The 25,509-nt window shown below is 37.7% G+C and carries 24 protein-coding genes and 1 riboswitch; of the genes, 11 read left to right on the forward strand and 13 right to left on the reverse strand.

Going from position 1 to position 25,509, the window contains the following annotated elements:
• Both rimP and ASU31_RS06555 read right to left on the reverse strand, forming a co-directional pair.
• On the reverse strand, positions 1 to 465 hold the full coding sequence (gene rimP / locus ASU31_RS06550; protein ID WP_057931554.1) for a ribosome assembly cofactor RimP: 465 nt from the start codon (positions 463 to 465) through the stop codon (positions 1 to 3).
• Between the two features lie 121 nt (positions 466 to 586).
• On the reverse strand, positions 587 to 1,018 hold the full coding sequence (locus ASU31_RS06555) for a hypothetical protein (RefSeq protein ID WP_057931555.1): 432 nt from the start codon (positions 1,016 to 1,018) through the stop codon (positions 587 to 589).
• A gap of 18 nt (positions 1,019 to 1,036) precedes the next feature.
• On the opposite strand from ASU31_RS06555, the gene ASU31_RS06560 reads away from it, so the two are divergent.
• Positions 1,037 to 1,381: a phage holin family protein gene (locus tag ASU31_RS06560; protein ID WP_057931556.1), complete on the forward strand. Its 345-nt coding sequence runs from the start codon at positions 1,037 to 1,039 to the stop codon at positions 1,379 to 1,381.
• A 60-nt stretch (positions 1,382 to 1,441) separates the two neighbouring features.
• On the opposite strand, the gene ASU31_RS06565 is transcribed toward ASU31_RS06560, so the two are convergent.
• Positions 1,442 to 2,581, reverse strand: coding sequence for an acyl-CoA dehydrogenase (locus ASU31_RS06565; RefSeq protein WP_057931557.1), 1,140 nt, complete (start codon positions 2,579 to 2,581; stop codon positions 1,442 to 1,444).
• A gap of 195 nt (positions 2,582 to 2,776) precedes the next feature.
• Between ASU31_RS06565 and ASU31_RS06570 the strand changes: the two genes are divergently transcribed.
• Both ASU31_RS06570 and ASU31_RS06575 read left to right on the forward strand, forming a co-directional pair.
• Positions 2,777 to 3,853, forward strand: coding sequence for a helix-turn-helix domain-containing protein (locus ASU31_RS06570; RefSeq protein WP_057931558.1), 1,077 nt, complete (start codon positions 2,777 to 2,779; stop codon positions 3,851 to 3,853).
• A gap of 108 nt (positions 3,854 to 3,961) precedes the next feature.
• Positions 3,962 to 6,340 carry a TonB-dependent receptor gene (locus ASU31_RS06575; protein WP_057931559.1) on the forward strand — a complete coding sequence of 793 codons (2,379 nt, stop codon included), beginning with the start codon at positions 3,962 to 3,964 and terminating at the stop codon, positions 6,338 to 6,340.
• Between the two features lie 10 nt (positions 6,341 to 6,350).
• Here the strand turns inward: ASU31_RS06575 and ASU31_RS06580 are convergent, their stop codons facing one another.
• The 3 genes from ASU31_RS06580 to panC all read right to left on the reverse strand — a co-directional run bounded on the left by ASU31_RS06580 (position 6,351) and on the right by panC (position 8,634).
• The gene (locus tag ASU31_RS06580) at positions 6,351 to 7,331 is read right to left on the reverse strand and encodes a lysylphosphatidylglycerol synthase transmembrane domain-containing protein (protein WP_057931560.1); all 981 of its coding nucleotides are present in this window, start codon (positions 7,329 to 7,331) and stop codon (positions 6,351 to 6,353) included.
• 4 nt (positions 7,332 to 7,335) lie between these two features.
• Complete coding sequence (gene panD / locus ASU31_RS06585; protein WP_055909206.1) at positions 7,336 to 7,686, reverse strand: aspartate 1-decarboxylase; 351 nt, start codon at positions 7,684 to 7,686, stop codon at positions 7,336 to 7,338.
• Between the two features lie 102 nt (positions 7,687 to 7,788).
• On the reverse strand, positions 7,789 to 8,634 hold the full coding sequence (panC, locus tag ASU31_RS06590) for a pantoate--beta-alanine ligase (RefSeq protein ID WP_057931561.1): 846 nt from the start codon (positions 8,632 to 8,634) through the stop codon (positions 7,789 to 7,791).
• Positions 8,635 to 8,783: 149 nt separating this feature from the next.
• On the opposite strand from panC, the gene ASU31_RS06595 reads away from it, so the two are divergent.
• Both ASU31_RS06595 and ASU31_RS06600 read left to right on the forward strand, forming a co-directional pair.
• Positions 8,784 to 9,608 carry a glycogen/starch synthase gene (locus ASU31_RS06595; RefSeq protein WP_057931677.1) on the forward strand — a complete coding sequence of 275 codons (825 nt, stop codon included), beginning with the start codon at positions 8,784 to 8,786 and terminating at the stop codon, positions 9,606 to 9,608.
• 22 nt (positions 9,609 to 9,630) lie between these two features.
• Entirely contained in the window at positions 9,631 to 11,061 is a 1,431-nt protein-coding gene (locus ASU31_RS06600; protein WP_057931562.1) for a DUF4270 domain-containing protein, read from the forward strand.
• A 141-nt stretch (positions 11,062 to 11,202) separates the two neighbouring features.
• Here the strand turns inward: ASU31_RS06600 and ASU31_RS06605 are convergent, their stop codons facing one another.
• Together ASU31_RS06605 and mutY are read right to left on the reverse strand one after the other, a co-directional pair.
• Complete coding sequence (locus ASU31_RS06605; RefSeq protein ID WP_057931563.1) at positions 11,203 to 11,640, reverse strand: single-stranded DNA-binding protein; 438 nt, start codon at positions 11,638 to 11,640, stop codon at positions 11,203 to 11,205.
• 56 nt (positions 11,641 to 11,696) lie between these two features.
• On the reverse strand, positions 11,697 to 12,758 hold the full coding sequence (gene mutY / locus ASU31_RS06610) for an A/G-specific adenine glycosylase (protein ID WP_057931564.1): 1,062 nt from the start codon (positions 12,756 to 12,758) through the stop codon (positions 11,697 to 11,699).
• Positions 12,759 to 12,928: 170 nt separating this feature from the next.
• Between mutY and ASU31_RS06615 the strand changes: the two genes are divergently transcribed.
• From ASU31_RS06615 to ASU31_RS06635, 5 genes are all read left to right on the forward strand, one after another.
• Positions 12,929 to 13,231, forward strand: coding sequence for an HU family DNA-binding protein (locus ASU31_RS06615; protein WP_025143406.1), 303 nt, complete (start codon positions 12,929 to 12,931; stop codon positions 13,229 to 13,231).
• 9 nt (positions 13,232 to 13,240) lie between these two features.
• Positions 13,241 to 14,119, forward strand: coding sequence for a tetratricopeptide repeat protein (locus ASU31_RS06620; protein ID WP_057931565.1), 879 nt, complete (start codon positions 13,241 to 13,243; stop codon positions 14,117 to 14,119).
• Positions 14,120 to 14,398: 279 nt separating this feature from the next.
• On the forward strand, positions 14,399 to 15,949 hold the full coding sequence (locus tag ASU31_RS06625; protein ID WP_029274483.1) for an Rne/Rng family ribonuclease: 1,551 nt from the start codon (positions 14,399 to 14,401) through the stop codon (positions 15,947 to 15,949).
• A 400-nt stretch (positions 15,950 to 16,349) separates the two neighbouring features.
• Positions 16,350 to 17,726, forward strand: a complete 1,377-nt coding sequence (gene radA / locus ASU31_RS06630) for a DNA repair protein RadA (protein WP_057931566.1) — start codon at positions 16,350 to 16,352, stop codon at positions 17,724 to 17,726.
• Between the two features lie 322 nt (positions 17,727 to 18,048).
• A complete protein-coding gene (locus tag ASU31_RS06635) occupies positions 18,049 to 18,513 on the forward strand; it encodes a DUF4920 domain-containing protein (RefSeq protein WP_057931567.1) in 465 nt (154 codons plus the stop codon).
• 143 nt (positions 18,514 to 18,656) lie between these two features.
• On the opposite strand, the gene ASU31_RS06640 is transcribed toward ASU31_RS06635, so the two are convergent.
• Positions 18,657 to 19,721: a branched-chain amino acid aminotransferase gene (locus ASU31_RS06640; RefSeq protein ID WP_057931568.1), complete on the reverse strand. Its 1,065-nt coding sequence runs from the start codon at positions 19,719 to 19,721 to the stop codon at positions 18,657 to 18,659.
• Positions 19,722 to 19,866: 145 nt separating this feature from the next.
• Complete coding sequence (locus tag ASU31_RS06645; protein ID WP_057931569.1) at positions 19,867 to 20,832, reverse strand: tryptophan 2,3-dioxygenase family protein; 966 nt, start codon at positions 20,830 to 20,832, stop codon at positions 19,867 to 19,869.
• 64 nt (positions 20,833 to 20,896) lie between these two features.
• A riboswitch (Fluoride riboswitch) is annotated at positions 20,897 to 20,959 on the forward strand.
• Positions 20,960 to 20,978: 19 nt separating this feature from the next.
• Between ASU31_RS06645 and ASU31_RS06650 the strand changes: the two genes are divergently transcribed.
• Positions 20,979 to 22,268 carry a voltage-gated chloride channel family protein gene (locus ASU31_RS06650; protein WP_057931570.1) on the forward strand — a complete coding sequence of 430 codons (1,290 nt, stop codon included), beginning with the start codon at positions 20,979 to 20,981 and terminating at the stop codon, positions 22,266 to 22,268.
• Positions 22,269 to 22,370: 102 nt separating this feature from the next.
• Here the strand turns inward: ASU31_RS06650 and ASU31_RS06655 are convergent, their stop codons facing one another.
• The 3 genes from ASU31_RS06655 to ASU31_RS06665 form a co-directional block, all read right to left on the reverse strand.
• On the reverse strand, positions 22,371 to 22,961 hold the full coding sequence (locus ASU31_RS06655; protein WP_057931571.1) for a hypothetical protein: 591 nt from the start codon (positions 22,959 to 22,961) through the stop codon (positions 22,371 to 22,373).
• Between the two features lie 282 nt (positions 22,962 to 23,243).
• Positions 23,244 to 24,545, reverse strand: a complete 1,302-nt coding sequence (locus ASU31_RS06660) for an HAD-IB family phosphatase (RefSeq protein ID WP_057931572.1) — start codon at positions 24,543 to 24,545, stop codon at positions 23,244 to 23,246.
• Positions 24,545 to 25,507 (reverse strand): NAD-dependent epimerase/dehydratase family protein, encoded by a 963-nt coding sequence (locus ASU31_RS06665; protein ID WP_057931573.1) that lies wholly within the window; start codon positions 25,505 to 25,507, stop codon positions 24,545 to 24,547. Before ASU31_RS06665 ends, ASU31_RS06660 begins: the two co-directional genes overlap by 1 nt.
• Between the last annotated feature and the right edge of the window lie 2 nt (positions 25,508 to 25,509).

Raw genomic sequence — 25,509 nt, forward strand, 5'->3', positions numbered from 1 at the left:
TTACTTAAATGAAATTAACACACTTGTTTCTAATATATCATTAAACGGAACAGCTGTTTGAATTGCTACCGCTTTTTTCCCTTTTTCTTTAACCGATTCTTCAATCAGCAGATTATTTTCTGTAACCGCTAGCAGTTTCCCTTCTTTTTTTAATCCTTCTTTCAGCTTTATGCTTACCGTACGGCCAATATTTTTACTGTATTGACGGATTAATTTTAAAGGCTCACCAACACCCGGTGAAGAAACTTCTAAATTATAAGCCTGTTCTATTGCGTTTTCTTCTTCGAGATGAAAACCAACATGCCTGCTTATGGCCACACAATCCTGTATGCTAATACCTTCGTCGCCATCAACATGGATAATCAATTTATTGTTTGGCAACATTTTTACTTCAACCAGAAAGAGTTCTGGCCGATCTGCTATTTTTTCCTCAACGAGGGCTGCAACTCTCTTTTCTACCTGCATATTTTAACCTGATTTCATAGAAAAAGGGGACATTGTCCCCTTCTCTTTTCTTCGATTACGATGCAAATGTAGTAATTTTTTAGAAAAAATCAAACACTTGCGCTAATTATTATGCTGATTATTACCGTTTAAGTGTTTGTCGCTGCGCTTTTAAATTCTGCTTACCCTTCCCCATAATCAGATCGCCCACCGTTGCAAATTTTATTCCGATGTAACTTTCAACCAAATATTCTTTACCCTTAAGAAATGGCTGATCGGGATTAAATACGAGTGAATCACCAAGTATCTTAACCTTGCCAGGCACTTCAAGCTCATCCTGGATACTGTCCAGATCGCCCGGTTTTATTAAAACAGAAACCAAATTAAGTGCATCTGCATTAGCCTGATAGGCATTTTTAACCTGAAAGAGACTCGCCTCATCAATATTTTTAATTATTATTGATGAACTATCCTCAGAAAACTTAATTATTGGCCTGTTGTTTGTGTTCGAACATGAAAGTGCAAATAGGACAACAGCAATTACGGCCTGGTATTTAAAAAAGCATTTAAACATTTACAAAAATAAACAATTATGAGATTTATTATCGAAATCCTTTTGATGGGATTAGCCTTTTTTATCGGCGCAAGAATAGTACCTGGCGTACATGTTGATAGTTATGCAACATCCATTATTGCCGCAGTACTGGTTGCACTTGCAAACTCAACCATTGGGTTCATTTTAAGATTATTAACATTCCCAGTTAATTTTTTAACGCTCGGACTGGTATCATTTATCATTACTGTTTTAATGATTTTATTGGTTGATAACATGATGACCTCTTTTAACACTTCAGGTTTTATCGCTGCTGCATTTTTGGCTATAGTTGTAGCCTTAATTAAAGCAGTGTTTAGCGCTGTAGTTGGGGAGAAGGAATAATCCAGTTTTCAGTTGGCGGTTTTCAATTCGAACTGCCAACTGAAAATTGATAACTGGCTATTAACGGATCACTTCTCTCGATATCACCATTTTCTGGATCTCAGATGTACCTTCGTAAATCTGGGTAATTTTAGCATCACGCATTAAACGTTCCACGTGGTATTCTTTTACAAAACCATAACCACCGTGAACCTGCACTGCTTCGATGGTTACATCCATCGCCACTTTCGAAGCAAACAGCTTAGCCATAGAACCAGCCTGTGTGTAAGGCAATCCCTGATCCTTTAACCACGCAGCTTTATAAACCAATAACCTGGCGGCTTCGATCTGTGTCGCCATATCGGCCAGTTTAAAAGCAATAGCCTGATGTTCAGCAATTGGTTTGCCGAATGATTTACGCTCTTTGGCATACTGTGTGGCCAACTCAAAAGCACCTTGTGCAATACCTAGCGCCTGGGCAGCAATACCGATCCTCCCGCCTTCTAAAGTTTTCATGGCAAACTTAAAACCGAAGCCATCTTCACCTATTCTATTTTCTTTTGGCACCTTCACATCGTTAAACATTAAAGAATGTGTATCAGATCCGCGGATGCCTAGTTTATTTTCTTTTGGTCCAACGGTAAAACCTTCCGTTCCTTTCTCCACAATAAAAGCGTTGATGCCTTTATGCCTTAACTCAGGATGGGTTTGTGCAATAACCAGATAGGTTGATGCGGTACTTCCGTTGGTGATCCAGTTTTTTGTACCATTTAACAGATAATAATCGCCTTTATCTTCGGCAGTGGTACGTTGCGAGGTGGCATCAGATCCCGCTTCAGGCTCTGATAAACAAAAAGCACCAATTTTTTCTCCAGCCGCCAATGGCTTTAAATATTTTTCTTTTTGAGCTTCGCTACCGTAGGCTTCTAATCCGTAGCAAACCAATGAATTGTTTACCGAAACCACTACCGATGCAGAGGCATCTATTTTAGAAAGCTCTTCCATTACCAAAACGTAAGAAATGGCATCGAGTCCGCTTCCGTTATATTTTTCGCTCACCATCATACCCAAAAAACCAAGTTCTCCAAGTTTTTTTACCTGCTCGGTCGGAAATTTCTGATGTTCGTCTCGTTCGATTACACCAGGCTTTAATTCTTGCTGGGCGAAATCGCGGGCAGCCTGCTGAATCATTAATTGCTCTTCACTTAATTCAAAATGCATAACATTTATGTATAAAAGGTTAGTAAATCAAATGTAGCATTTCTGATCGAAATTACTATGGCTGCATAGTAATTTATTTTAATTCATGATACTTTTATAATTTATTAAACAATCCTAAAAAATATTATCACATTTAAAATGAAAGTATTAGCTAGAATAGGCTTTGTGTTAATGTAAGATTATTATTTTTGCTAAATGAACCTAGGGCAGCAAATATTATTTTTCTTTAGTGCCCTGGGCGCATTTAATGGCTTTATCATTAGTGCGTATTTGTTATTCTTCAAAAAACCAAAATCCACATTTTCTTTTTTTCTTGGGCTTTTGCTTGTTTCTCTTTGCTTAAAGATCAGCAAGTCGCTTCTTTTTTATTTCTATCCGGCCTTACCTGGCATTTATATTCAAATTGGCATTTTAGGAAGTTCATTGGTTGGCCCATCGCTTTTTTATTTTATTCAATCGGCTTTGGGGCAAGGTTCAAAGCATAATGTCATACAGAAAGGAACATATCTCTTTTGGATTTTTGCAATTGTAATTGCCAGTATCATTGCGCCCTACGACAGTAAGCCTGATGTATGGGAAAATTATATCGGTAGAATAATTTCAATACAATTTACCGCTTATATTGTACTATCTGCCTGGTTGCTCAGAAATGTTTTTGGCAAAATTTTCAGCAAAGGGGGCAAGATTTCTACAACAGAGGCACTATTGCTATCTGTATTTATTGGCAATATAATAGTTCCTGTGGCATTTAAGTTACCTATCTTCTCATTTTTTAATGGCCATTGCATAAGTGGGGCTTTATTTTTCTCAGCTGTTCTTTACTTAAACACTTTCTTATTTATTAGCAGAAGAAAAAAGAGCAATCTTTTTTCAGGCAGCCAGGATTTGGTTCGCTATGCCAACAAGAAGATAACCGACGAACATGCCGTGACACTAACAGAAAGACTGCAGAAGATTATTTTGGAAGACGAACTTTACAAGAACCCAGACCTAAAATTAAATGATTTAGCCAAAAAAATTAACATTTCGGGTCACCAGCTTTCGCAATTGCTCAACGACAATTTAGGCAAAAGCTTTGCGGCTTACATTAACGAATTTAGAATAAACGAAGCCTGTGAACTGATTGTTAACGACAGGGGCATTAAGCTCGAAGCCATTGGATATGAGGTGGGCTTTAACTCCAAATCTACATTTTACACTGCTTTTAAAAAACACAAACAAACAACCCCGATGCATTATAAGGAACAACTATTAGTTGTTTCATCAAACTAAATTTGGTCTCGTTTTATAATTCCGAACGCCTAAATCTGAGATTCAGAACCCCTTATCTATCCTTCTCTTCTAGTTTTGGAACATTATGCAAAATCCAAATACACGAAGATGAAACCGACATTGTTATTCTGCCTATTCTTATTTATACCTCTATTTCTAAATGCACAAACGATTAAAGGAAAACTGATTGATCACAGAACCAAACAAGCTATACCTTTAGCCAATTTGGCTTTGGCCGATAAAGACCATCCAACAGTGATCAAACATACCAATAGCGATACCACCGGTTTCTTCGAATTTATAGACCTGCCAAACGGAAAATACATTTTATCGGTTACTTTAGTCGGTTACCAAAAAACACAAAAAGAGTTATGGATTAATGAGAACAGCCTGAAAACAATTGATGTGGGCGACATTTTAATGGAGGAAGACACTAACCTACTCCAAGAAGTAACCATAACAGGGGGAGCACCAAATTTTAGCACAAAAAATGGTCAGATTAAAATCGGCATTGCCAATAATGTGTTTTTCAAGTCTGCTTCTAATTTGTTAGATGTGTTTAAGAAACTACCGGGCTTGCAGGTTAACGAGGATGGAACAATATTAATGGCAAGCAGGGCAACTCCAACCTTATTTGTTGATGGCAAGCCAGCAAACATGAACAACGATGAAATCATCTCCTACCTCAGTAGCTTGTCGCCAGATATGGTCGAATCGATTGAAATGATTAACCAGCCTTCATCAAAATATGATGGAGAATATCAGGGAATTATCGATGTAAAACTGAAGCGAAATCAGTCTTTAGGTTTAAGAGGCACCTATAATGTCCGTTTTCAGCGAAATAATTACAGTTTATTGGATAATAATCTATCCCTGGTTCTTAAAACAAACCGGTTTGTTTACGACTTAAGGTTAGGCAATACCAGCGGGAGCACTTTTTATAAGTATTATTCCCTGCAGTATTTAGCCAATACAAACGCCATGACTACCGATACCAGAACCATTACCTCTAACCAAAACTTTAATGTGCAGGCAAGGGTAACCTATGAGGTAAAAAAAAGGCAAAACCTTGAAGCTTTTGTACGCACGTACCAAATGGATAGAAATGCGGTGTCTGGCAATCAATTGCTTACCCAAACCGCTAGTTTAGATCAGACCACTGCGCTTGTTAAAAGCGATAATTATGCCTTGCCCAAACAATATAATTATTCTGGAGGCTTAAATTATGATGCTCAATTTAAGAATAGCGAACTTCATATAATTACCTCTTTAACCCAAATTGACAATCGACAAACCGAAGATATTCAGAATCGTAATGTACTTAACAATCAATTGTTAAACTACTGGAAAACAGACTCTAGAAATAGTATAATGATCCATGTTGCACAAGCAGACTACTCGCAAAAAATAGGTAAAGGAAAACTAGAATACGGAGGAAAATTTGCACATACAAAAACTCAGAACGACCTCCGCTATGATACACTAGCCAATAATGTTTTTGATTTAGATCCCAAGCGGAGTAACCAGTTCCGTTACCAAGAGTATATTGGTGCAGGCTACCTTTCTTATATTGGACAATCGAGCAAGTTTAATTACAGCTTAAGTTTAAGAGCAGAACACACACACACGATAGCCAATTCGATTACTACCGGCAGCATTACAGAAAAAAAGTATATAAAATGGCTCCCAAGTTTAAACATTACTTATGCCATTAATGAAAGCGAACAGCTCAGTTTCAGTTATACCAGACGATTAACAAGGCCAACCTTTGCCCTGTTAAATCCTTTTCGTTTTTATTACAGTCCACGGCATTATTGGATCGGCAATCCTTACCTACAGCCCTCTACAACTAGTCTTTTCGCTCTGTCTTATAGTAGAAAAAGCCTTAATATTTCGCTAAATGCAGGAAAGGAAACAGATCCAATGGGCCGTTATCCCGAATACAATCCAGTAACCAATGAACTGATTTTTCTGGGTAGAAACCTACCTCATAGAAAATTTGCAAATCTACAGGTAGGCACCCCCATAACAATAAACAAATGGTGGCGAATGAGCAACAACGTTACCGTTTATTATACCAAAGAGCTAACACCTTACTTTGGAGCTACCTACGAAATACCCATATATAATTATATGGTGAATGGCAGTCAGGTTTTTACCTTAAAAAATTGGATATTGGATGTAAGTTATACCTATGAGTCGAAAAGTGGTAATGGACTTTATATTATGGCTCCAGTTTATGGAATTGATTTTGGTGTGCAAAAAGCCTGGTTAAAAAACAGGCTCAATACTAAGCTTACGCTTTACGATGCGTTTGATAACATTAAAAGAAGGCTTATTTTCAGAGAGAAAAGCATTATCAATAACGATTTCTACCACTACTTTGCTTCGCAAAGATTGGTTTTTAGTTTAACCTTTAATTTTGGAAGTTCGACTTACAAAGCCAGGGAAAACAAAAAAAGCGAAGAAGAGAACAGGGCCAATTAAAAGAAATCGACTATCCGCTTTGTTTTTTAAACAAAATTAGCATGAGGCTCAAACAGCCCAATATCAATATAAGCAAAACCTGTGAAGAATGAATAATGGTTGAGTATGCTAAACCATCTTTAAAAGAAATAGAATAAAGCACCAGTGACTGGGCAACCATCCAGTGGAAAACACCAATACCACCCTGAACAGGGGCCGCCATGGCAAAACCAGAAAATACAATTGCTGTAAATGCGGCATTAAAATGTAATCCTGAAGTAGCTTGAATAGAAGAAAAGGCGAAATACATAGAAAGTGAGTAGAAAAGCCATATCCCTAGTGTATAAGTTAAAAATAATCCTTTTCGTTTTAACTTACTGTACGAGCCAAATCCCTGGCGCAGACTTACAAAAATGCGTAAGAATTTTTTACTGAATTTTTGACGGAGAAAATATATTGCAATAGCAATGAGCAGCAGAATAATGATACCCAAACCAACCAACCACAAATAGTTAATCGTACTTAATTTTTTAACAAGATTGAGATATATGGTTTGATAAAGAAAATCGGCCACAATATCATACTGAAAAATCAGCATTGCCAAACTGGTGAGAAAAAGCATCAGCACATCAAATAGCCGTTCGGTAATTACGGTACCTATAGAAGCAAACATGGGTACTTTTTCGGCTTTGTGGATCACTGAGCAACGGCCAATTTCTCCGAAGCGCGGCAAAGCAAGGTTAGCCAGATAGCCGATCATTACGGCATGGTAAGCATTCCAGAAACTTACTTTGTAATGGATAGATTGATAGAGCATCTGCCATCGCAAAGCCCTTAACACATGGGCAATTAAAACGGTGATAGCAGAAACGACTACCCAAAAGTAATTGGCAGTTTTAATTTCATGCCAAATCTTTTCTAAATCCTGACCTCTAAAAGCTAAATATAAAATCCCTATCCCGATTAAAAACAGGATGATATATTTTAGCGCTGTTTTGAGGTCGAATATCACAAGGTTATTTTAGCAAGTGGTTGTTATCGTCAGGAAAAACCAATATTGGATTGTATTTTTTGGCTTCTTCTATTGGTAATGAGCCGTAAGACATAATGATGAGAATGTCGCCAAGCTGAGCCAAACGGGCTGTTGCGCCATTTAAACAGATGGTTCCGGTACCGCGTTCGCCTTTAATTACATAAGTTTCGAAACGTGCACCATTATTATTATTTACAATCTGCACCTTTTCATTAGCGATAATGTTAGCTGCATCCATCAAATCTTCATCTATCGTAATACTGCCTACATAGTTCAATTCGGCTTGCGTTACCTTAACACGGTGTATTTTCGATTTTAATATTGTGATAACCATTCGGCAAAGTTAGTAATCAGTTTGGAGTTTCACTAACTCAAAGATGTAATATGGAAAATGGATGATGGTCGACTGCATATATCTTGCCCCGCCCATCTTCCATCACTTAATAATCATATTATCAATCAGCCTCGTCGAACCTACTTTAGCGGCAACTAGCGCAATCAGGTTATTTTCATGTTTTGATTTGGCTGGTTCCAGTGTATCGCCATTGGCAATCGTAAAATAATCCAGTTCAACACCATCAATATTATGGTAAAATGCTTTGGCCTTATCTTCTAATTCAGACAGTGAATATTCGTTAAAATGATCGATAACGAACTGCAGCGATTTACTCAGCACGAGCGAATGTTTGCGATCATCGGCCGATAAATGGATATTTCGGCTGCTCATGGCTAAACCATCGGCTTCGCGGATAATCGGACAGGTAATAATGGTGATGGGCAGCTTAAAATAAGCCAGCATATTTTTGATCATTAATACCTGCTGGAAATCTTTTTGTCCGAACATGGCTACATCTGGCTCAACGGCATCAAACAATTTTTTTACAATCTGCGTTACACCTTGATAGTGGCCCTTTCTAAATTCGCCTTCCAACAGAAATTCGGCATTACCCAAATCAATGTGCCAAGCCTCGTCGGCCCCGGCAGGATACATTTCATCTACATTAGGCATAAATACACCGTTACAACCAGCATCGGCCAGCATGGCTAAATCGTGTTCTATAGGGCGCGGGTATTTCTCTAAATCTTTAGGATCTGTAAACTGTGTTGGATTTACAAATATGCTACAGATAATGATATCGGCATTCTGCTGCGCCAGTTTTATCAACGATATATGGCCATTATGCAAGGCACCCATGGTAGGCACAAGTGCTATTTTTTTACCTGATGCTTTTAAGGGTTTTAAAAAAGCCTTAAGTGCTGCTTTGGTTTTAAATATTTCCAATTTGGACAAACTAAATTAAAGCCGTAAAGGTGTAAATTAATCTAAACGAAACCAAACAAATGCTTGCTATATTGATAAATAGTATTATTATGCTTACCTTTGCAGCTCATTATCTTTTATTTAACTTAATATTTTCTTAGAATATGGAGATGGCAAAAACGAAGCTGCTGATTGTTACACACGAGATGTCGCCTTTCCTCGAGCTTACTAAAATTTCTGAAATCACGCGCCAATTACCACAAGCAATGCAAGAAAAAGGATTCGAAATCCGCATCTTAATGCCTAAATTTGGTAACATCAACGAAAGAAGAAATCGTTTACACGAAGTAATCCGCTTATCAGGAATGAACATCATTATTGATGACAACGATAATCCTTTAATCATTAAAGTAGCCTCCATCCCAGCTGCACGCATGCAGGTTTATTTCTTAGACAACGAAGAATATTTCCAACGCAAACAAGTATTTAGAGATGCAAGCGGGAAATTCTTCGACGACAATGATGAACGCACAATTTTCTTTTGCAAAGGCGCATTGGAAACCGTTAAAAAATTAGGCTGGGCGCCAGATATTGTTCACTGTCATGGCTGGATGAGTGCATTAGTTCCTGTCTATATCAAAACAACTTATAAAAATGATCCTACTTTTAAAAATTCTAAAGTAGTATATTCTGTTTATGAGGATGGCTTTACAGAGAAATTAAATACTAATTTCGCGAATAAAGCAGTAATGGCAAATATGACGGAGGATGACACTAAAGCATTCTTACCATCTGATTGCGACAGCATGCACATTGGCGCGATAACACACTCTGATGCAGTAGTTTTAGCAGATGAAAACCTAAATAAAGATGTGTTAAAATTTGTTAAAGATTCCAATAAGCCAACATTAGCTTTTAACTTAACCGAGAATTTCGAAAACTTCTATACTTTTTATGAAGAAATTTCGAATGACGAACTGGTTTCACTTGCTTAATTAAGGTATTATTATTTTAAATATGAAATTTACAAAACAAGACTTATTAACCCTGTTGATAGGTCTTTTTCTTTTTGCATCGTGCAAAAACCCTGATGGTGTTGGTTTAGATGTTGATCCGAACGCTGCAATTACCGGAACGCTGGTGGTATCGCAAGTTAAGTCTCAACTTGTTAAAGAAGACGCTGCCAACACCGCCGGATTAAACCGTTATCCATTGGGATACATGGTAGACCCTACCTTTGGAAAGACGGAGGCCGCCCTTGCATTAACGGTTTACCCAGTGAGTGCAAGTTATGATTTCGGTACTGCTCCAGTATTAGACTCTGCAGTTTTGGTATTAAAATTAGATACAACATCTACACTAACCAAATTTTATGGCGATACCACCAATTCTAAATACAGTATTGATGTTTATCAGTTAGCCAATAAGGTTACAACTTATAAAAGTTCTGATGTACAAGCGATTAACAACACACTTCTAGGAAACTTTACAGGCAAACTTGCACCAAATACGAAAAGAAAGATATTTGATATTGTTCCAGGCAAAGCTGATACTTTAAAAACCGTACCTGCACAGATCAGAATTCCTTTAAACAAGGCATTTATACAAAACGCTATACTTAATTTGGGTACTGCAGGAACAGCAACAGATGCTAAGTTTATAGAATCGTTTAAAGGTTTGTATGCACAGATCAATAAAACATCTTCTACAGGTGTTGGAGGGATTGCATTCTTTAACTTTTCGGGAACTGATTCTTACTTACAGCTGGTTTGGAAAAAAACGAACTCCTCAAACGGAGTAGATACTACCAGTGTAAATTTCCCTGTCGGAAAGATGGCTTTGAATGCTGCTCAAACTGCAAATGTAATTTCTGGTGTAGCAGCCAATATTAAACACGATTACACAGGTACAGAAGTGCAAACACAAATTAGTACTCCTAATCCTACTACCCCATACAATGTTACTTATTTACAAGGCTTAGCTGGTGTAAAAACAAAGTTAACCTTCCCGGAACTGACAACTTTTACTGGTACTTACGGGAAAGCAATTATAAATAAGGCAGAGCTAGTTGTAGAGATTGGTGAGAATGCACCAGCATACCCTTTTAATGCCGCTCAACGACTTTCTTTATATCGTTGGGACATTGCACAACAACCAGCCGATATACCTGATTATACAACATTCTCTAGTAGCGCTTCTGGTGGTGCAGCACTTTTTGGCGGTTATTTCGATTCGTTAAAGAAACGTTATATTTTTATCGTAACCAGTTACGTTCAGAGCTTGATTGATAAAAACATCGAAGATGAGGGCACATTCCTGGCCCCCACATCTTATACCGATTTCCAGAGAACATCTACTGCTACATCTGCAGAAAGATCGATTATAGGCGCTAGCAGCTCAACTGCCAATAAGATAAAGTTAAATATTTACTACACTAAAATTAATTAACCATTTTAGTGTTACATAAGAAACTCCTGCTAGCAAAACTGGCAGGAGTTTTTTTGTATCATTATTCAGAATTAATGAAATAAGCGCATAAAAAAAGCTACCTCTCATCAGGTAGCTTTTTTTATGTATTTTAACCCTTAATTAAAATGGAAGATCTCCATTTTCATCTGATGGGCCAATTGTAAATTCATCTTCAATTTTAGTTTCAGAACTTTGATGTGTCGGTGCAGTTGGACTTTGCTCGAAATCGCTTTTTCTGCCTAACATGGTAAAGTTTTCGGCCACAATTTCTGTTACATATTTTTTAACCTTTTCTTTATCTTCAAAGGATCTTGTTCTTAATTTGCCCTCTATGTAAACCAGTTTGCCTTTCTGAAGGTATTTGGAAGCAACTTCTGCTAAACCACGCCATAACACGATATTGTGCCATTCCGTTTGTTCTACTCTTTTACCGTCTTTGTTGTATGTTTCTGATGTAGCTAATGGAAAACTGGCTACTGTTACGCCACCGTCTAAATGTCGCACTTCAGGGTCTTTGCCTAAATGGCCTACTAAAATAACTTTGTTAATCCCAGACATAAATATTTTTGGTTAGTTGTTTCGTTTTCTAAGTGCGCGCCGAATAAGATGGTTAGTTACTCCATTTTGTCCTTATAAAAATATTCCAGAACAAAATCATGGATTACTTTTGGTTGCGGTAACTCATCTAATTTACTTAAAGAAACCCAATTAAGTTCCTTTTGTTTATTAAAGTTAAATATATAATTTTTTAATGCAAAAAATTGTACATGGATTATTTGGTGAGTTAATATGTGCTTTTTAGCGCTTATAAATGTAAAATCGGCCTTACTTCCGAATACAGATTTTACCCGATCGATGAATGATGAATCGCTCCACTCGTATTCTTCTGTAGTTTCCACGCTAGGGAAATCATACAAATGCTGCCATATATCTCCTGCTTGTCTTTCCCTGATCAATACTTTTTCATCTTCAAAACAAACAAAATAATTAATATGCCGGTGTTTTTGTTCGGCTTTGCGAATTTTAACCGGTAACACATTTACCTGGCCATGGTTAAAAGCATAACACTCCTGACTAAGCGGGCAAACGCTGCAATTGGGCGATTTTGGCTTACACTGCATGGCCCCAAACTCCATAATAGCCTGGTTATATAGGGCAGGGTCTTGTTTATAGAGCAAATCATTTGCTAACGCATAAAACTCTTTTTTGCCACCTGGGCTATTTATTGGCGTAGTTAAACCATAGAACCTGGAGAGCACCCGAAATACGTTTCCATCTACCACAGCCCGTGCTTCTCCAGACGAAAATGAGGAAATGGCAGCAGCTGTATATTCACCAATTCCCTTTAATTTTATGAGCTCATCATGCAGGTTTGGGAAGATTCCATGATAATCTTTCACCACAATTTGAGCGGTTGCATGCATATTCCTGCCCCTCGAGTAATAACCCAGTCCTTGCCAAAGCTTCAAAACTTTGGCTTCGGTAGCATTGGCAAAATCGGCAACTGTAGGAAAATTCTCCAAAAACCTATTAAAGTACGGAAGCCCTTGTTCTACTCGTGTTTGTTGTAATATAACCTCTGATAACCAGATGGTATAGGCATCTTTGGTATGCCTCCAGGGCAAATCTCTCTTGTTTATCAGGTACCAATTGATGAGTTCATTTTGAAATGTCATTACTGCAAATTACGGTCTATTTATCCGATTAAAAAAAAACTTGCAATTGCCTGATAAGTCTAGTGATAAAAAAATCATCTTTTATTTCCCTATCTCATTAAAAAGCAATACTTTTGCAACCCCAAAACAGTAGTAATATTAAAACATAATAATATAATAAATAATAAAATATGACTAAGGCAGATATTATTTCAGAAATATCAACAAAAACCGGAATTGAGAAGGTTGATGTACAGGAAACAGTTGAGGCATTTTTCAAGGTTATCAAAACCAGCATGATTGGCGGTGAAAATGTATACGTTAGAGGCTTCGGAAGCTTTGTTGTTAAAAAGAGAGCGCAAAAAACTGCGAGAAATATCTCAAAAAACACTGCAATAATTATCCCAGAACACTTCGTTCCTAGCTTTAAACCAGCAAAAGTATTTGTTGATAAAGTGAAAAGTAATTCAAAAAAAATTAACGTAGAAGCCTAAGTCTTATATATGAATAGCAACATCAGATCAAAACAAACCATTGTTATTGGAGCGATTGTATTGCTTGTTGCATTCTTATTTACAAGAGACATTAAGGGTTTGGTTAAACCAACGGAAGAAAATGGAAAAATGCCTTCAAGTGGCCCAGTGGCCGGAGCAGCTTCTCCATCAACTACATCGGTACTAAACCTCGAAACTTCGTCTACTGCTGCAAAAAATGTAATCAACAAGAATTTGGCTACAGATATTACAGCTTTGGAAAACAGCTACAAGGGCGCAAATGGTACAGAGAAGATTGAACTTGCTAAACAACTGGCTCAGAAATGGGACGATGTTGAACAAATTACACCATCTGCACTGTATTTAGAAGTTGTGGCCGAAGGCGAACCATCAACAAAATCGTGGCTAGCTGCAGGTAATCAATTTATAAAAGCTTTTGAAAGCACACAAGATAGCATAGCGCAACCTGCTTTATTGCAGAAAGCCAATGCATCTTACAAAAATGCGTTAGAGAAAGACTCTACAAACATTGAAGCTAAAACGGGCTTAGGTGTAACGATAGTAAACGGCCTGGGGGCACCAATGCAAGGTATTGCAATGTTGCTAGAAGTTGTTGCTAAAGAACCTAAAAACGTAAAGGCGAATATGAATTTAGGATTGTTCTCCATAAAATCAGGTCAGTTTGATAAAGCAATTCCTCGTTTTAACACAGTAATTGCCGCTGCTCCGACCCCTGAAGCCTATTTTTATTTAGGAACAGCTTTAGAAAATTTAGGCAGAAATAAAGAAGCAGTAAATGCTTACCTATCAAGCAAAAAATTAGCGGCTAACCCAACCTTATCTTCATTCATTGATAAGAAGGTGGCTGAACTAAAGAATAAAAATTAATTAACAGATTAATAAAAACATTTAAAACTTAAAACTATGCCAAGCGGTAAAAAAAGAAAGAGACATAAAATGGCTACCCACAAACGTAAAAAACGTTTAAGAAAAAACAGACATAAGAAAAAATAGTTTCTTATTTGATAAGGCCAGTTAAACCTCATAGTAAACACTATGAGGTTTAAACAATTTATATGATTTTTTATTGTATATCTTTTTTGGCTACATCATTGTTTTTATTTACTATCCATTTGTTAATAGGCGAAAGCCTTAAATCTGTAGCTGTTGGTAAAAGAATTAATTATCAATTCGACTCCTGCCGGAGTTACCATAGCGTTGATTGAAGACAAACAACTTGTTGAGCTTCACAAAGAACAAATCAATATTAACTACGCTGTAGGCGATATTTATTTAGGCCGCATTAAAAAAATTATGCCTGGTCTGAATGCTGCTTTCGTGGATGTTGGTTATGAAAAAGATGCTTTTTTGCATTACTTTGATTTGGGCCCTCAGGTGCAATCTTTAATTAAGCTAACGAAGATCAAGCGTAATGGCTCGGTTACAGGCACATTATTAGATAATTTAAAGCTAGAAGCCGATATTAACAAGGCGGGCAAAATTTCTGATGTGCTCAGTAAAAACATGCTCCTACCTGTACAAATTGCCAAAGAGCCAATTTCTACAAAAGGACCACGTTTAAGTTCCGACATTTCGATTGCCGGCAGGTATGTGGTACTGGTGCCATTCTCCAATACCATATCTGTATCAAAAAAAATTAAAAGTAATACCGAGCGTAATCGTTTAAAAAAGATTATTGAAAGTATTAAACCTCAAAATTTTGGGGTCATTATCAGAACCGTTTCTGAAGGCAGAGGAGTTGCCGAAATGCAAAAAGATCTTTTAGATTTAATTGCTAAGTGGGAAAACTTCATTAAAAAAATGCCCTCTACCGAACCTTCAAAAAGAGTTTGGGGAGAAATGGACAGATCATCAACGTTAATCCGCGATATTCTGAACCCTGATTTTACAAACGTTTACGTAAGTACACCAGAGCTGTACGATGATATCCGTTCTTATGTTCACGACATCTCTCCTGAAATGGAAAAGATCGTTAAACTATACAAACAGAAAGAACCTATCTTCGATCATTTCGGTGTAGAAAAGCAGATTAAAAATGCTTTCGGAAAAACAGTAAACTTACCAGGTGGTGCTTACCTTGTTGTAGAGCACACTGAAGCACTCCACGTTATAGACGTGAACAGTGGAAACCGTACTGCCAGTAAAGAAAACCAAGAAGAGAATGCTTTACAGGTAAACAAAGAGGCGGCCAAAGAAATTGCCCGTCAATTGCGCTTGCGCGATATGGGTGGTATTGTGGTAATCGATTTTATCGATATGCACAAACCAACAAACCGTAAAATGCTATTCGATTATTTGCGTGAGCTGATGTTATTGGATAGAGCCAAACACACTATTCTGCCTCCAAGCAAATTTGGTTTGGTACAAATTACCAGACAACGTGTTCGTCCTGAAATGAATATTGTTACGGTAGAAAAATGTCCGGCCTGCGATGGGACTGGAGAAATTAAAGCGAGTATCGTTTTAATGGATGATATTGAAAATAACCTTAATTATATTTTAAGAGAGCAGAATGAAAAAGGTGTAACCCTTTGTGTACACCCATACATCGAAGCTTATATTACAAAAGGCATTTTCAACCTTCAACGCCGCTGGTTCTTTAAATACGGCCAATGGATTAAAGTTAAGGCACAGTCATCGTATCACTTAACCGAGTTTCACTTCATCTCCGCAAAAGATGAAGAGATTAAATTATAACTCAAAACACATTTAACAGAAAGCCCGGATTTTTTAAATCCGGGCTTTTCTTGTTTAAGTATATTTCAAACCTACAATATTAATTAAGCGACTCACTAAGTTGCACTCGGATGGTTAAGACAGTGACTATTTTTTTGGAAAAGCGGGGTTCGGCACATTTTGGTTACAACAGTCCTGCTATCCCTCCAAGTCCTCACTCATTCTTCGCTCCGGGCTTTCCGTTCTATCAGGTTTATCAACAATGGCTCTGCATTTCATAGTGATGTTTCAAACCTCGCAGGTTTTGAAAACCTGCGAGGTTTGATGTAAAATGCAATTCGGGCAAAGGATTAATTGTTCAAAAAAATAAAAACACTTTCAATCCTGAAAGGTTAAATTCGTAATCTAAAATTTTAATCAATTGGCAAAATCAAAAAGTGCATTTTTCTGTCAGAGCTGTGGCTACGAATCGGCAAAATGGTTAGGTAAATGTCCATCATGTAACCAATGGAATACCTTTGTAGAAGAAATTGTAGAAAAAAGCTCAGCCTCTGTTCCAACCTGGAAAAGCGATACGGCTAGCCGTAAGTTAAGCAAACCAAGCAAGGTGGATGAAATACAATCGTCAACTGAGCGTAGAATATTAACTGGAGATAAAGAATTAGATCGCGTTTTAGGTGGTGGATTGGTAGAAGGATCGTTAGTGCTCATCGGCGGTGAACCGGGTATCGGAAAATCGACCTTGATGTTGCAACTGGCTTTAAATTTAAAGGGCAAAAAACTACTCTATATCTCCGGTGAAGAAAGCGAACAACAGATTAAAATGCGGGCAGAAAGGATTCAGGAAAGCCCCTCATCCAACTGTTACATTTTAACAGAGACTTCTACGCAGAATATATTTAAACAGATCGAGATTCTGGAACCTGAAATTTTAGTTGTAGATTCTATCCAGACTTTGCACTCTGCGCATATCGACTCAACACCGGGCAGCGTATCGCAGGTAAGGGAATGTACTGCCGAACTATTGCGTTTTGCAAAAGAAACCGGCGTACCTGTTTTCCTTATCGGCCACATCACCAAAGATGGCGCCATTGCAGGGCCTAAAATACTCGAGCACATGGTTGATACGGTTTTGCAGTTCGAAGGCGACAGGCACCACGTTTATCGCATACTAAGATCCATCAAAAACCGATTTGGTGCAGCAGCAGAACTCGGTATCTACGAAATGCAAGGTAGTGGTTTAAGAGAGGTTTCCAATCCTTCAGAGATTTTGTTGTCGCAGCGAGACGAAGAGCTAAGCGGAATAGCTATAGCTGCAACCTTAGAAGGCGCCAGGCCAATGTTGATTGAAACACAGGCCTTAGTGAGTTCGGCAGCATATGGAACCCCTCAACGTTCAGCAACGGGCTTCGATACCAAGAGGATGAATATGCTCCTAGCCGTTTTAGAAAAGCGCTGTGGTTTTAGGTTAAGTACACAGGATGTTTTCTTAAATATTGCCGGTGGAATTAGAGTCGAAGACCCTGCAATTGACCTGGCTGTATTAATTGCCATTATATCATCACATCAGGATATTACAGTTTCTTCAAAAAACTGCTTCGCCGCAGAAGTAGGCCTGTCAGGAGAAATTAGGGCGGTAAACAGAATCGAACAACGTATTGCCGAAGCAGACAAATTGGGTTTCGAAACGATTTACATCTCTAAATACAATTTGAAAGGAATTGCCACAGACAAATACAACCTTGAGATTAAAGCAGTAAGTAAAATAGAAGAAGTGTTCAGTCTTGTTTTTGGATAGATAAAAGGTGGGGAAACCGCTCAACAACATTCCTCACAAAGAAGATAATATTCTACATTTCTACAATATCATTAAACATTATAAACCTGCTTAAAAAACAATAATTACCTGAATACAAGAATATTAACTACAACCAAAATAAAAATTAAACTTTTGGATTCTAGTTTGCCTATAACAACTTAATGTACATCATAAAACGTGATTTACAATTATAGGGATGATTTTCCCCGTTAATGGATGTTAACGGGGATTTTTTGTTTTCATTATTTAGAAAAATTTTAAATAACTTTGATTAGATCATTAACCGGATAATTATAAAATCATGAAAAAAATCATTCTAAGCTTAAGCTTTTGCCTATTTACGGCAGTTTCATTTGCTCAAAGCGCGTATACTGGTCAAAAATTTGGAGAAGAAGTTAAACCAGGCGATGTAAAACCAGCTGCAAAGATGGAAGCTGCCATGGGGGATAAAAAAATCGTCGATATGAAAATCGAAGGCAAGGTGGTAGATGTGTGCAAGAAAAAGGGCTGCTGGATGACTTTAGAGATGCCTAATGGCGATCCAATGCGGGTAACTTTTAAAGATTATGCGTTCTTTATGCCGATGGACATTGTTGGCAAAAAAGTAGTTCTGGATGGATTAGCAAAGAAACAAACCATCTCGGTAGAAACTTTACGCCACTACGCAGAAGATGCTAAAAAATCTCCTGAAGAAGTAGCCAAAATTACAGATCCTAAAAAAGAATTGGCTTTCGAAGCTAAAGGCGTAGTGATTTTGGATAAATAATTAATCTCCAATAATTAGTCGTCACCCTGAATTTATTTCAGGGTCTTAAAGATGCTGAAATAAATTCAGCATGACGATATTATAAAAATATAAACCCCGATGCATATTCTGCATCGGGGTTTATATTTTTATGGACGGTGATCTTAGATCACCCAGTTCCAACCAAATTCATCAGGTGCTAAACCGTAACGGATATCGTTTAATTTTTTAGCAATGCCATTAGAAATATGTCTTGTAGATGGATCAGTCAATTTATAGATCTGACCATTATAGCCCATTTCGCCTACATGCGTTACTGTAGCTGCAGTTCCTGCGGCAAAAGCCTCTGTTAAGCTACCGTTTTCAATTCCTTCGATCACTTCTTTAACAGAAACCCTGCGTTCTTCAACTTCTACTCCGGCATCTTTAGCCAGTTTAATAATAGTATCACGCGTTACACCATCTAAAACGGTACTGCGTACTGATGGGGTAACCAATTTACCATTAATTACAAAAAGTAAGTTGGCAGTTCCAGCTTCTTCAATAAACTCATGCGTTACCGAATCAGTCCAGATCAATTGATCGTAACCTTCTTTTTTAGCTTGCTCGAAAGGGTATAATGAACGTGCATAATTTCCAGCAGTTTTGGCAAAGCCCACACCACCTTCATCTGCACGTGTAAATTCAGTTTCGATTTTAACCTTTAATGCACTGCTATAATATGGACCAGTTGGGGTGGTTAACAAAGCAAATTTATAGGTATCAGATGCCTTAACGCCCAAATAAGGATCCATTGCAAACATTACCGGACGGATGTATAAAGCATAATCTTCTTGATTAGGCACCCATTTCTCATCAACGTTGATCAATGCGGCCAAACCTTGCATAAAAATTTCTTCAGGAATACCTGGCATCGACATTCTTGCCGCCGATTTGTTAAAACGTTCGAAGTTTTTATCCGCACGGAAAACACTAATTTTACCATCTGGCTGGCGGTAAGCTTTTAATCCTTCGAAAATTGCCTGTCCATAATGAAGTGCAGAAATTGCCGGGCTCATCGGAATTGGGCCATATGGAAGAATCTGTAAATTTTTCCATTCGCCATCTTCATAGTCGGCAGTAAACATGTGATCGGTAAAAACCTTACCGAACGGTAATTGCGAAAAATCAGTAACAGCCAAACGTGTTTGGTCTGCTTTGGTGATTTTTATATCTAATGTCTCGGTCATTGTATTTGAATTTTGAAGGGGTGAATGATCGAATGATTGAGTGTTTTACCCGCTCATTCTCTAATTCAATAATTCACTCATTCTGTCATTAATTATTTCGCGCAAATTAAGAAAAAACAGGCTTTTTTAATAGCTTTTTTCAATATTAATCTTTGTTTTTGAGTGTTTTAAGTACACTAAGCACCCAGCCTTTACCCCATTCTTCCATTTGCCCATTGGTCCATAAGAACGGATAAAAGATTCTCTTCTGAAAACGCGGAGGCAGATACTTTTGCCAGTTGGTTCCACCTGTTGCAGCAATATCAACCGGATCTTTCTCCAAATAGCGTACAGCCGATTTGTAGTGCGATAAAGGCCATTCTACATTTACATATAAATCCAACTTACGCAACTCCTCTGCAAGGACAGAAACATCGGCTCCATTCGTTTGCAATTGATGGTATAAAGCTGAAAAGTTGGTTAAAGTGCGATCTTTGGCCAATTGCAGAAACTGAGCCGCATACTTTTTAATAAATTGCTTTAAAGTTAAAGTCTGTTTACCCGAAGCCAGTTCTGTTGCACCGAATTTCCAGTAAATATTTTCGAATTGTTCTTCTATTGTTGCGGTACTTAGTTCTTCTCGTTTGCTTTTATCCACCAATCGGATAAAATCTGTAGCACAGATCTCAATCATCCGGTACTGGCCCGATTGGAATCCACTGGCAGGTAGTAACGACATGCGGAATTTTAGAAACTGCTCTTTCTCCATACCATCCACCATCACCTCGAAAGAAGTAGTTAAGGCATTGAAATAAGCGTTGATCCGTTTTACACGTGCAGTAAAAAATTCGACGGTTATATTTTCATGCTCAGCAATCTGCCTGCATTCGTGCAGTGCAAGCTTAAAATAAAGTTCCGTGATCTGGTGGTACATGATGAAAATCTCTTCATCAGGAATTGGTGTTTTAGGATTCTGTAAGCTCAGCAAAGTATCCAAATGAATGTAGTCCCAATAGGTTAAGAAATCGGCATATAAAAGCCCATCGAGGTACGATGCCATATCTTGCCCCATTGCCGTATACTTTTCCTGCAGTTGATGTAGTTTGTCTTTTATTTCGGGTGTGAAATCCATGGTTTAAAGTTAGCTGCACAAAGGTGATAAAGATTTTGCAACAAATAACTAAATTTTATACATTTGGAACAATGGCGATGGAGTACCGCCAAAACCGCCCAAACAGGCTGATGACTCCTACGATTTTTATTTAAAATTGAATTCAAATGCCTGTTAAAAAACTAACAGAAGGATTTCTTCTGTCTTTCAAACACTTTATTAACCTCGACTTCGGATTACTCTTCATTAGCACTTTAAAGTGGCTATTGATTTCTGCAATATTGGGCGGGATTATTGGCTCTGCCTCTGCCCTGTTTTTAGAAACTTTGAACTGGGCAACAAATTACCGTGAACAGCACCTCTGGATTATCGTCTTTTTACCAATCGCGGGTATAATTATTGGCCTGGCTTACCATTACTGGGGTGCAAGCGTTGTAAAAGGCAACAACCTCTTGATTGAAGAATTGCAATCGCCCAAAAATGTGATTCCGCTGATCATGGCGCCACTCATTTTTGCAGGCACTATTATTACCCATTTATTTGGCGGATCGGCTGGAAGGGAGGGTACGGCTGTGCAAATTGGAGGAGCCTTTGCCGACCAGTTCACCAAACTGTTTAAACTTAAAGCCAGAGATCGAAAAGTGATCCTCATTTGCGGGATCAGTGCTGGTTTTGCCTCTGTTTTCGGGACTCCTTTGGCAGGCGCTGTATTTGGTTTGGAAGTTTTCGTTATTGGAAGTTTAACCTACAGTTCAATTCTTCCTTCATTTATTACAGCAATTGTTGCCGATTATGCCTGCAAGGCCTGGGGTGTTGGGCATATCCATTATTCTATTTCTCTGGTACCGGAAATGAATTCGATCAATTTATTGTTATCCTTAGGTGCTGGAATATTATTTGGACTCGTGGCGAGATCTTTTTCGGCCTTAAACCATGGCTTATCAAGCCTTTTCAGTAAAATTAAATACCCACCATTTAGGCCATTTATTGGTGGACTAGTTTTAATTGGCATTGTTTACCTGATCGGAAATACACGGTACATCGGCTTGGGCATTCCGGTTATTTCAGAATCTTTTATAAAACAAGAAGCGTATTATACATTTGCGATCAAATTATTTTTAACTGCATTTACCTTGAGTGCAGGCTTTAAGGGCGGCGAGGTTACTCCACTTTTCTTTATTGGGGCCACACTCGGTAGTTTTTTGAGTTTCTTTATCCCCTTACCTCTTGGTCTGCTGGCAGGAATGGGCTTTGTAGCTGTTTTTGCAGGGGCAGCGAACACCCCTTTAGCTTGTATTTTTATGGGCGTAGAGTTATTTGGCACATCATCCGGAATCTATATTGCCTTAGCTTGTGTTACTGCTTACTTATTTTCAGGCCATACGGGAATTTACCGGTCACAAACGATAGGTGCCCCCAAACATTTGTTGTTGAAGAGGCATCAATTTTTGAGGTAGGGAACTTTGACAACCTTCTCAGCAAAATGCCCGAAGGTTGTCAAAGTTTATCGAATTGGTTTTGACACCCATCTAGTGCTATGCAAAAGAAGGTTGTCAAAGCTACTCAATCAACATAACCGCCTGAATATCAGAGTGAAATTTTAAATATTCTGCTTTCCCGCCAAACCAGTCCAATACTTCTTGTTTCTTTAGTTTGGTATCGGTCTCCAGTAAAATCCGATTGTATGAACTCCATTTCCACTCTCTGAAATCATAAATAAGGTTATGCTTTTGAGGATTTGCATGAATATAATAAATGAGTCTGCTTAAATAGAACTCATCATTTATCTTGGCGCGCTTAAATGGTGTCTGAAATAATGTGCCGATTCTTTTATGCTGAATATTAAATGCTAGCGCATAGGATTGAAAAAATATTCTGAATTGCTTACTTACAATATCATGAATGGATAAATTATTGGCATTCGGATCTTTTAAATCTTCTTTAACACGAATTAGTAAATGAAAATGATTTCCTAATAAACAATATGCATATACATCTAAAACACCAGAAAGGTGTTGGTCAAATTTCTTGAGAAAAAACTTATAATTAGCATCCGACTTGAAAAGTGGTTGACTATCGATAGATCGGTTATAAATATGATAGAATTTTCCTTCTTCAAATTTAGTATAGTAATGTTCGGTTTTTGCCATAAGAATATTGCATAAGCCAATATACCGAAAAAACAGAAACCTTTACAGAAATAGCTTTGACAACCTTTTCGTAAAACGCATATAAAGGTTGTCAAAGCCTTTGATCGACTACTATTAAACAACACCCTAACTTTATTGCATGCCCGATCTTTTTAAGCGATTTAACAGTTGCTTATACAATATACCGAAAGACAGAAATCTTTATAGATAGCTTTGACAACCTAATGGACATATAGCCTATTAAGGTTGTCAAAGCGTTCGATAAGCATGACGATACTATTATTAATACAATACCCTAAACTTTATCGTTTGCTCGATCTTTTTAAGTGATTTAAACAATTGTTTATCATACTGCGCATTGATGTCGGTAATGGCATAGCCAATCTCAGGATTGGTCATTAAAAACTGGCTCACAATGTTGATGTCGTGCTTGGCAAAAACAGTGTTGATTTTCGCCATAATACCCGGAACGTTTTTGTGGATGTGAATTAAGCGGTGCGATTTCTCAATTTTTGGCAATTGTAAGTTAGGGAAATTGCTGCTCAGATAAGTTGCTCCGGTATTCATAAAATCGGCAACCCGTTTCGGGATAAAATCGATATTACGTGGATTATTTTTAGGGTCATCGAAAACAACAATACCTTGTTTGGTACATAAATCGAGGTCTATTTTATTTTTCGCATTACCTAAATAACCTATAGTTTTTAGCTTAGCCGCGTTTTTTAACTGTTCCGCATTTATTTTTTCACCATTACCTAAAAGAATAATCCCCACATCCTTTACGTATTTATCTTCAAAAGAAGTTTTATGCCTAATTGATAAACCATCATTTTTAAGGATAGAAATTGTTAAGGGATCAACTTCACCAATTACCAGGCAAAGGATTCTGTTTTTAGGATAAGAAATTGCACGCGGCAGATCGTTTACATACAAAAACTCGTCGAAGCTTGGGGTTACATGGTCAGCTTTCGAAACAATGCTTTCGCGGGCTATATTCTCGGTAAATGCAAAAAACTTATTGATGATACCGCTTTCGCGCAACTGGAAATCAGAATATCCATCACCAATACCGAATAGCTCGCCTTCGAGCTTTAAATGCTGAAGTAATTTCACTTTACCACCTTCTTCACTTAAAGGATTGGCATGGTCGTAATCTATAATTTTACCATCACCAGTGGTTACAAAGGTATTGGCATAAATATTTTCCTTTTTAATGTGGTACTGACTTACTACAGGGGTAATAAACTCTTTAAATCCTCCAGATACAATTAAAACTTCATCTGCATGTTTCTTAAAAAACTCGGCATTACGCGAAAAGGAAGTAGATACTTTCTTTTTTAAATGTTTGATGAGTTGTTTTAAATGATCTTCATTGGCTTCAAGAAGTTTAACACGTTGGGCTAAACTTTCGGAGAAGGAGAGTTTTCCCTCCATCGCAAAATTGGTATAATCTTCAATTTTTTGGAAAATCGCCTCTTTATCTGGGTGGTTCTTTAGCGAAATTCGGGCAAGTTCATCAAGTGCTTCTACCTGTGTAAAGGTACTATCAAAATCGATGATGTAATAGGCTTTCTGTTTGGGCATTATCTTAAATGTTGGGTAATTTCTTTTATGCTTTCGGCAACTGGCTTAAAGGTAATACCTGTTTCCGCTTTTATTTTACTGTTATTGTAATAACTTAAGGTTAAACTACTCTTTGCAGCATCTTTAGTGATGGAAGGCTGTTTACCAGTAAATACGGATGCAAATTTTAGCGCCCTCCAGGCTATTCCGAGCATCCATGGTTTTGCTTCTCTTTTTGGTGCTTTAACGCCAAAACCTTGTGCAATTTCGCTGAACAGATCTTTATAATGATAATCATCGGCAGAAATGATATACCGTTCTCCCGAAACTTCCGCATCCATTAACAGAATCATCGCTTTGGCTACATCTTCAACATCTACAAAGCCAGAAGCACCATCGGTATAAAATGGGAATCCACCTTTTACCAATTTAAAAATTGCTCCACTTCCTTCAAAGCCAGCATTTTTACCGATGATTACCGATGGGTTGACAATAATAGCGTTTAAACCTTCAGTAATGCCCCTCCAAACTTCCATCTCACCCTCATATTTCGATAAACCATAGGCATGTGCTTTGGCATCATATTCCCAAAAGTCTTTTTCAGTAATTTTATTGCCCTTTTTAGCATTTCCTAATGCAGCAACTGAGCTTACATGCAATAAGCGACAATTATTTTCGGCACAAAGATTTACAATGTTTGAGGTTCCTTCTATGTTTACGTGAAAAAGTTGTTTTTTATCTTTGGGGTTGAAGGACACAAATGCCGCACAATGGTAAACTTTGGTAATCCCGATAAAGGAATCTTCCAATGCAGAAGGCTCGTTAATATCAGCCTCAAACCATTCGATGAGCGGGATATTTTGAATTAGCAAAGGGATTTTAGATTTCTCCCGCCTCAAGGCCCGAACCGCTAAACCTCTATCGGTTAACTGCTTAATTAATTCAGATCCTAAAAATCCAGTTCCTCCGGTTACCAGTATCATTT

The sequence above is a fragment of the Pedobacter ginsenosidimutans genome, from assembly GCF_001442625.1.
GTDB lineage: Bacteria > Bacteroidota > Bacteroidia > Sphingobacteriales > Sphingobacteriaceae > Pedobacter > Pedobacter ginsenosidimutans.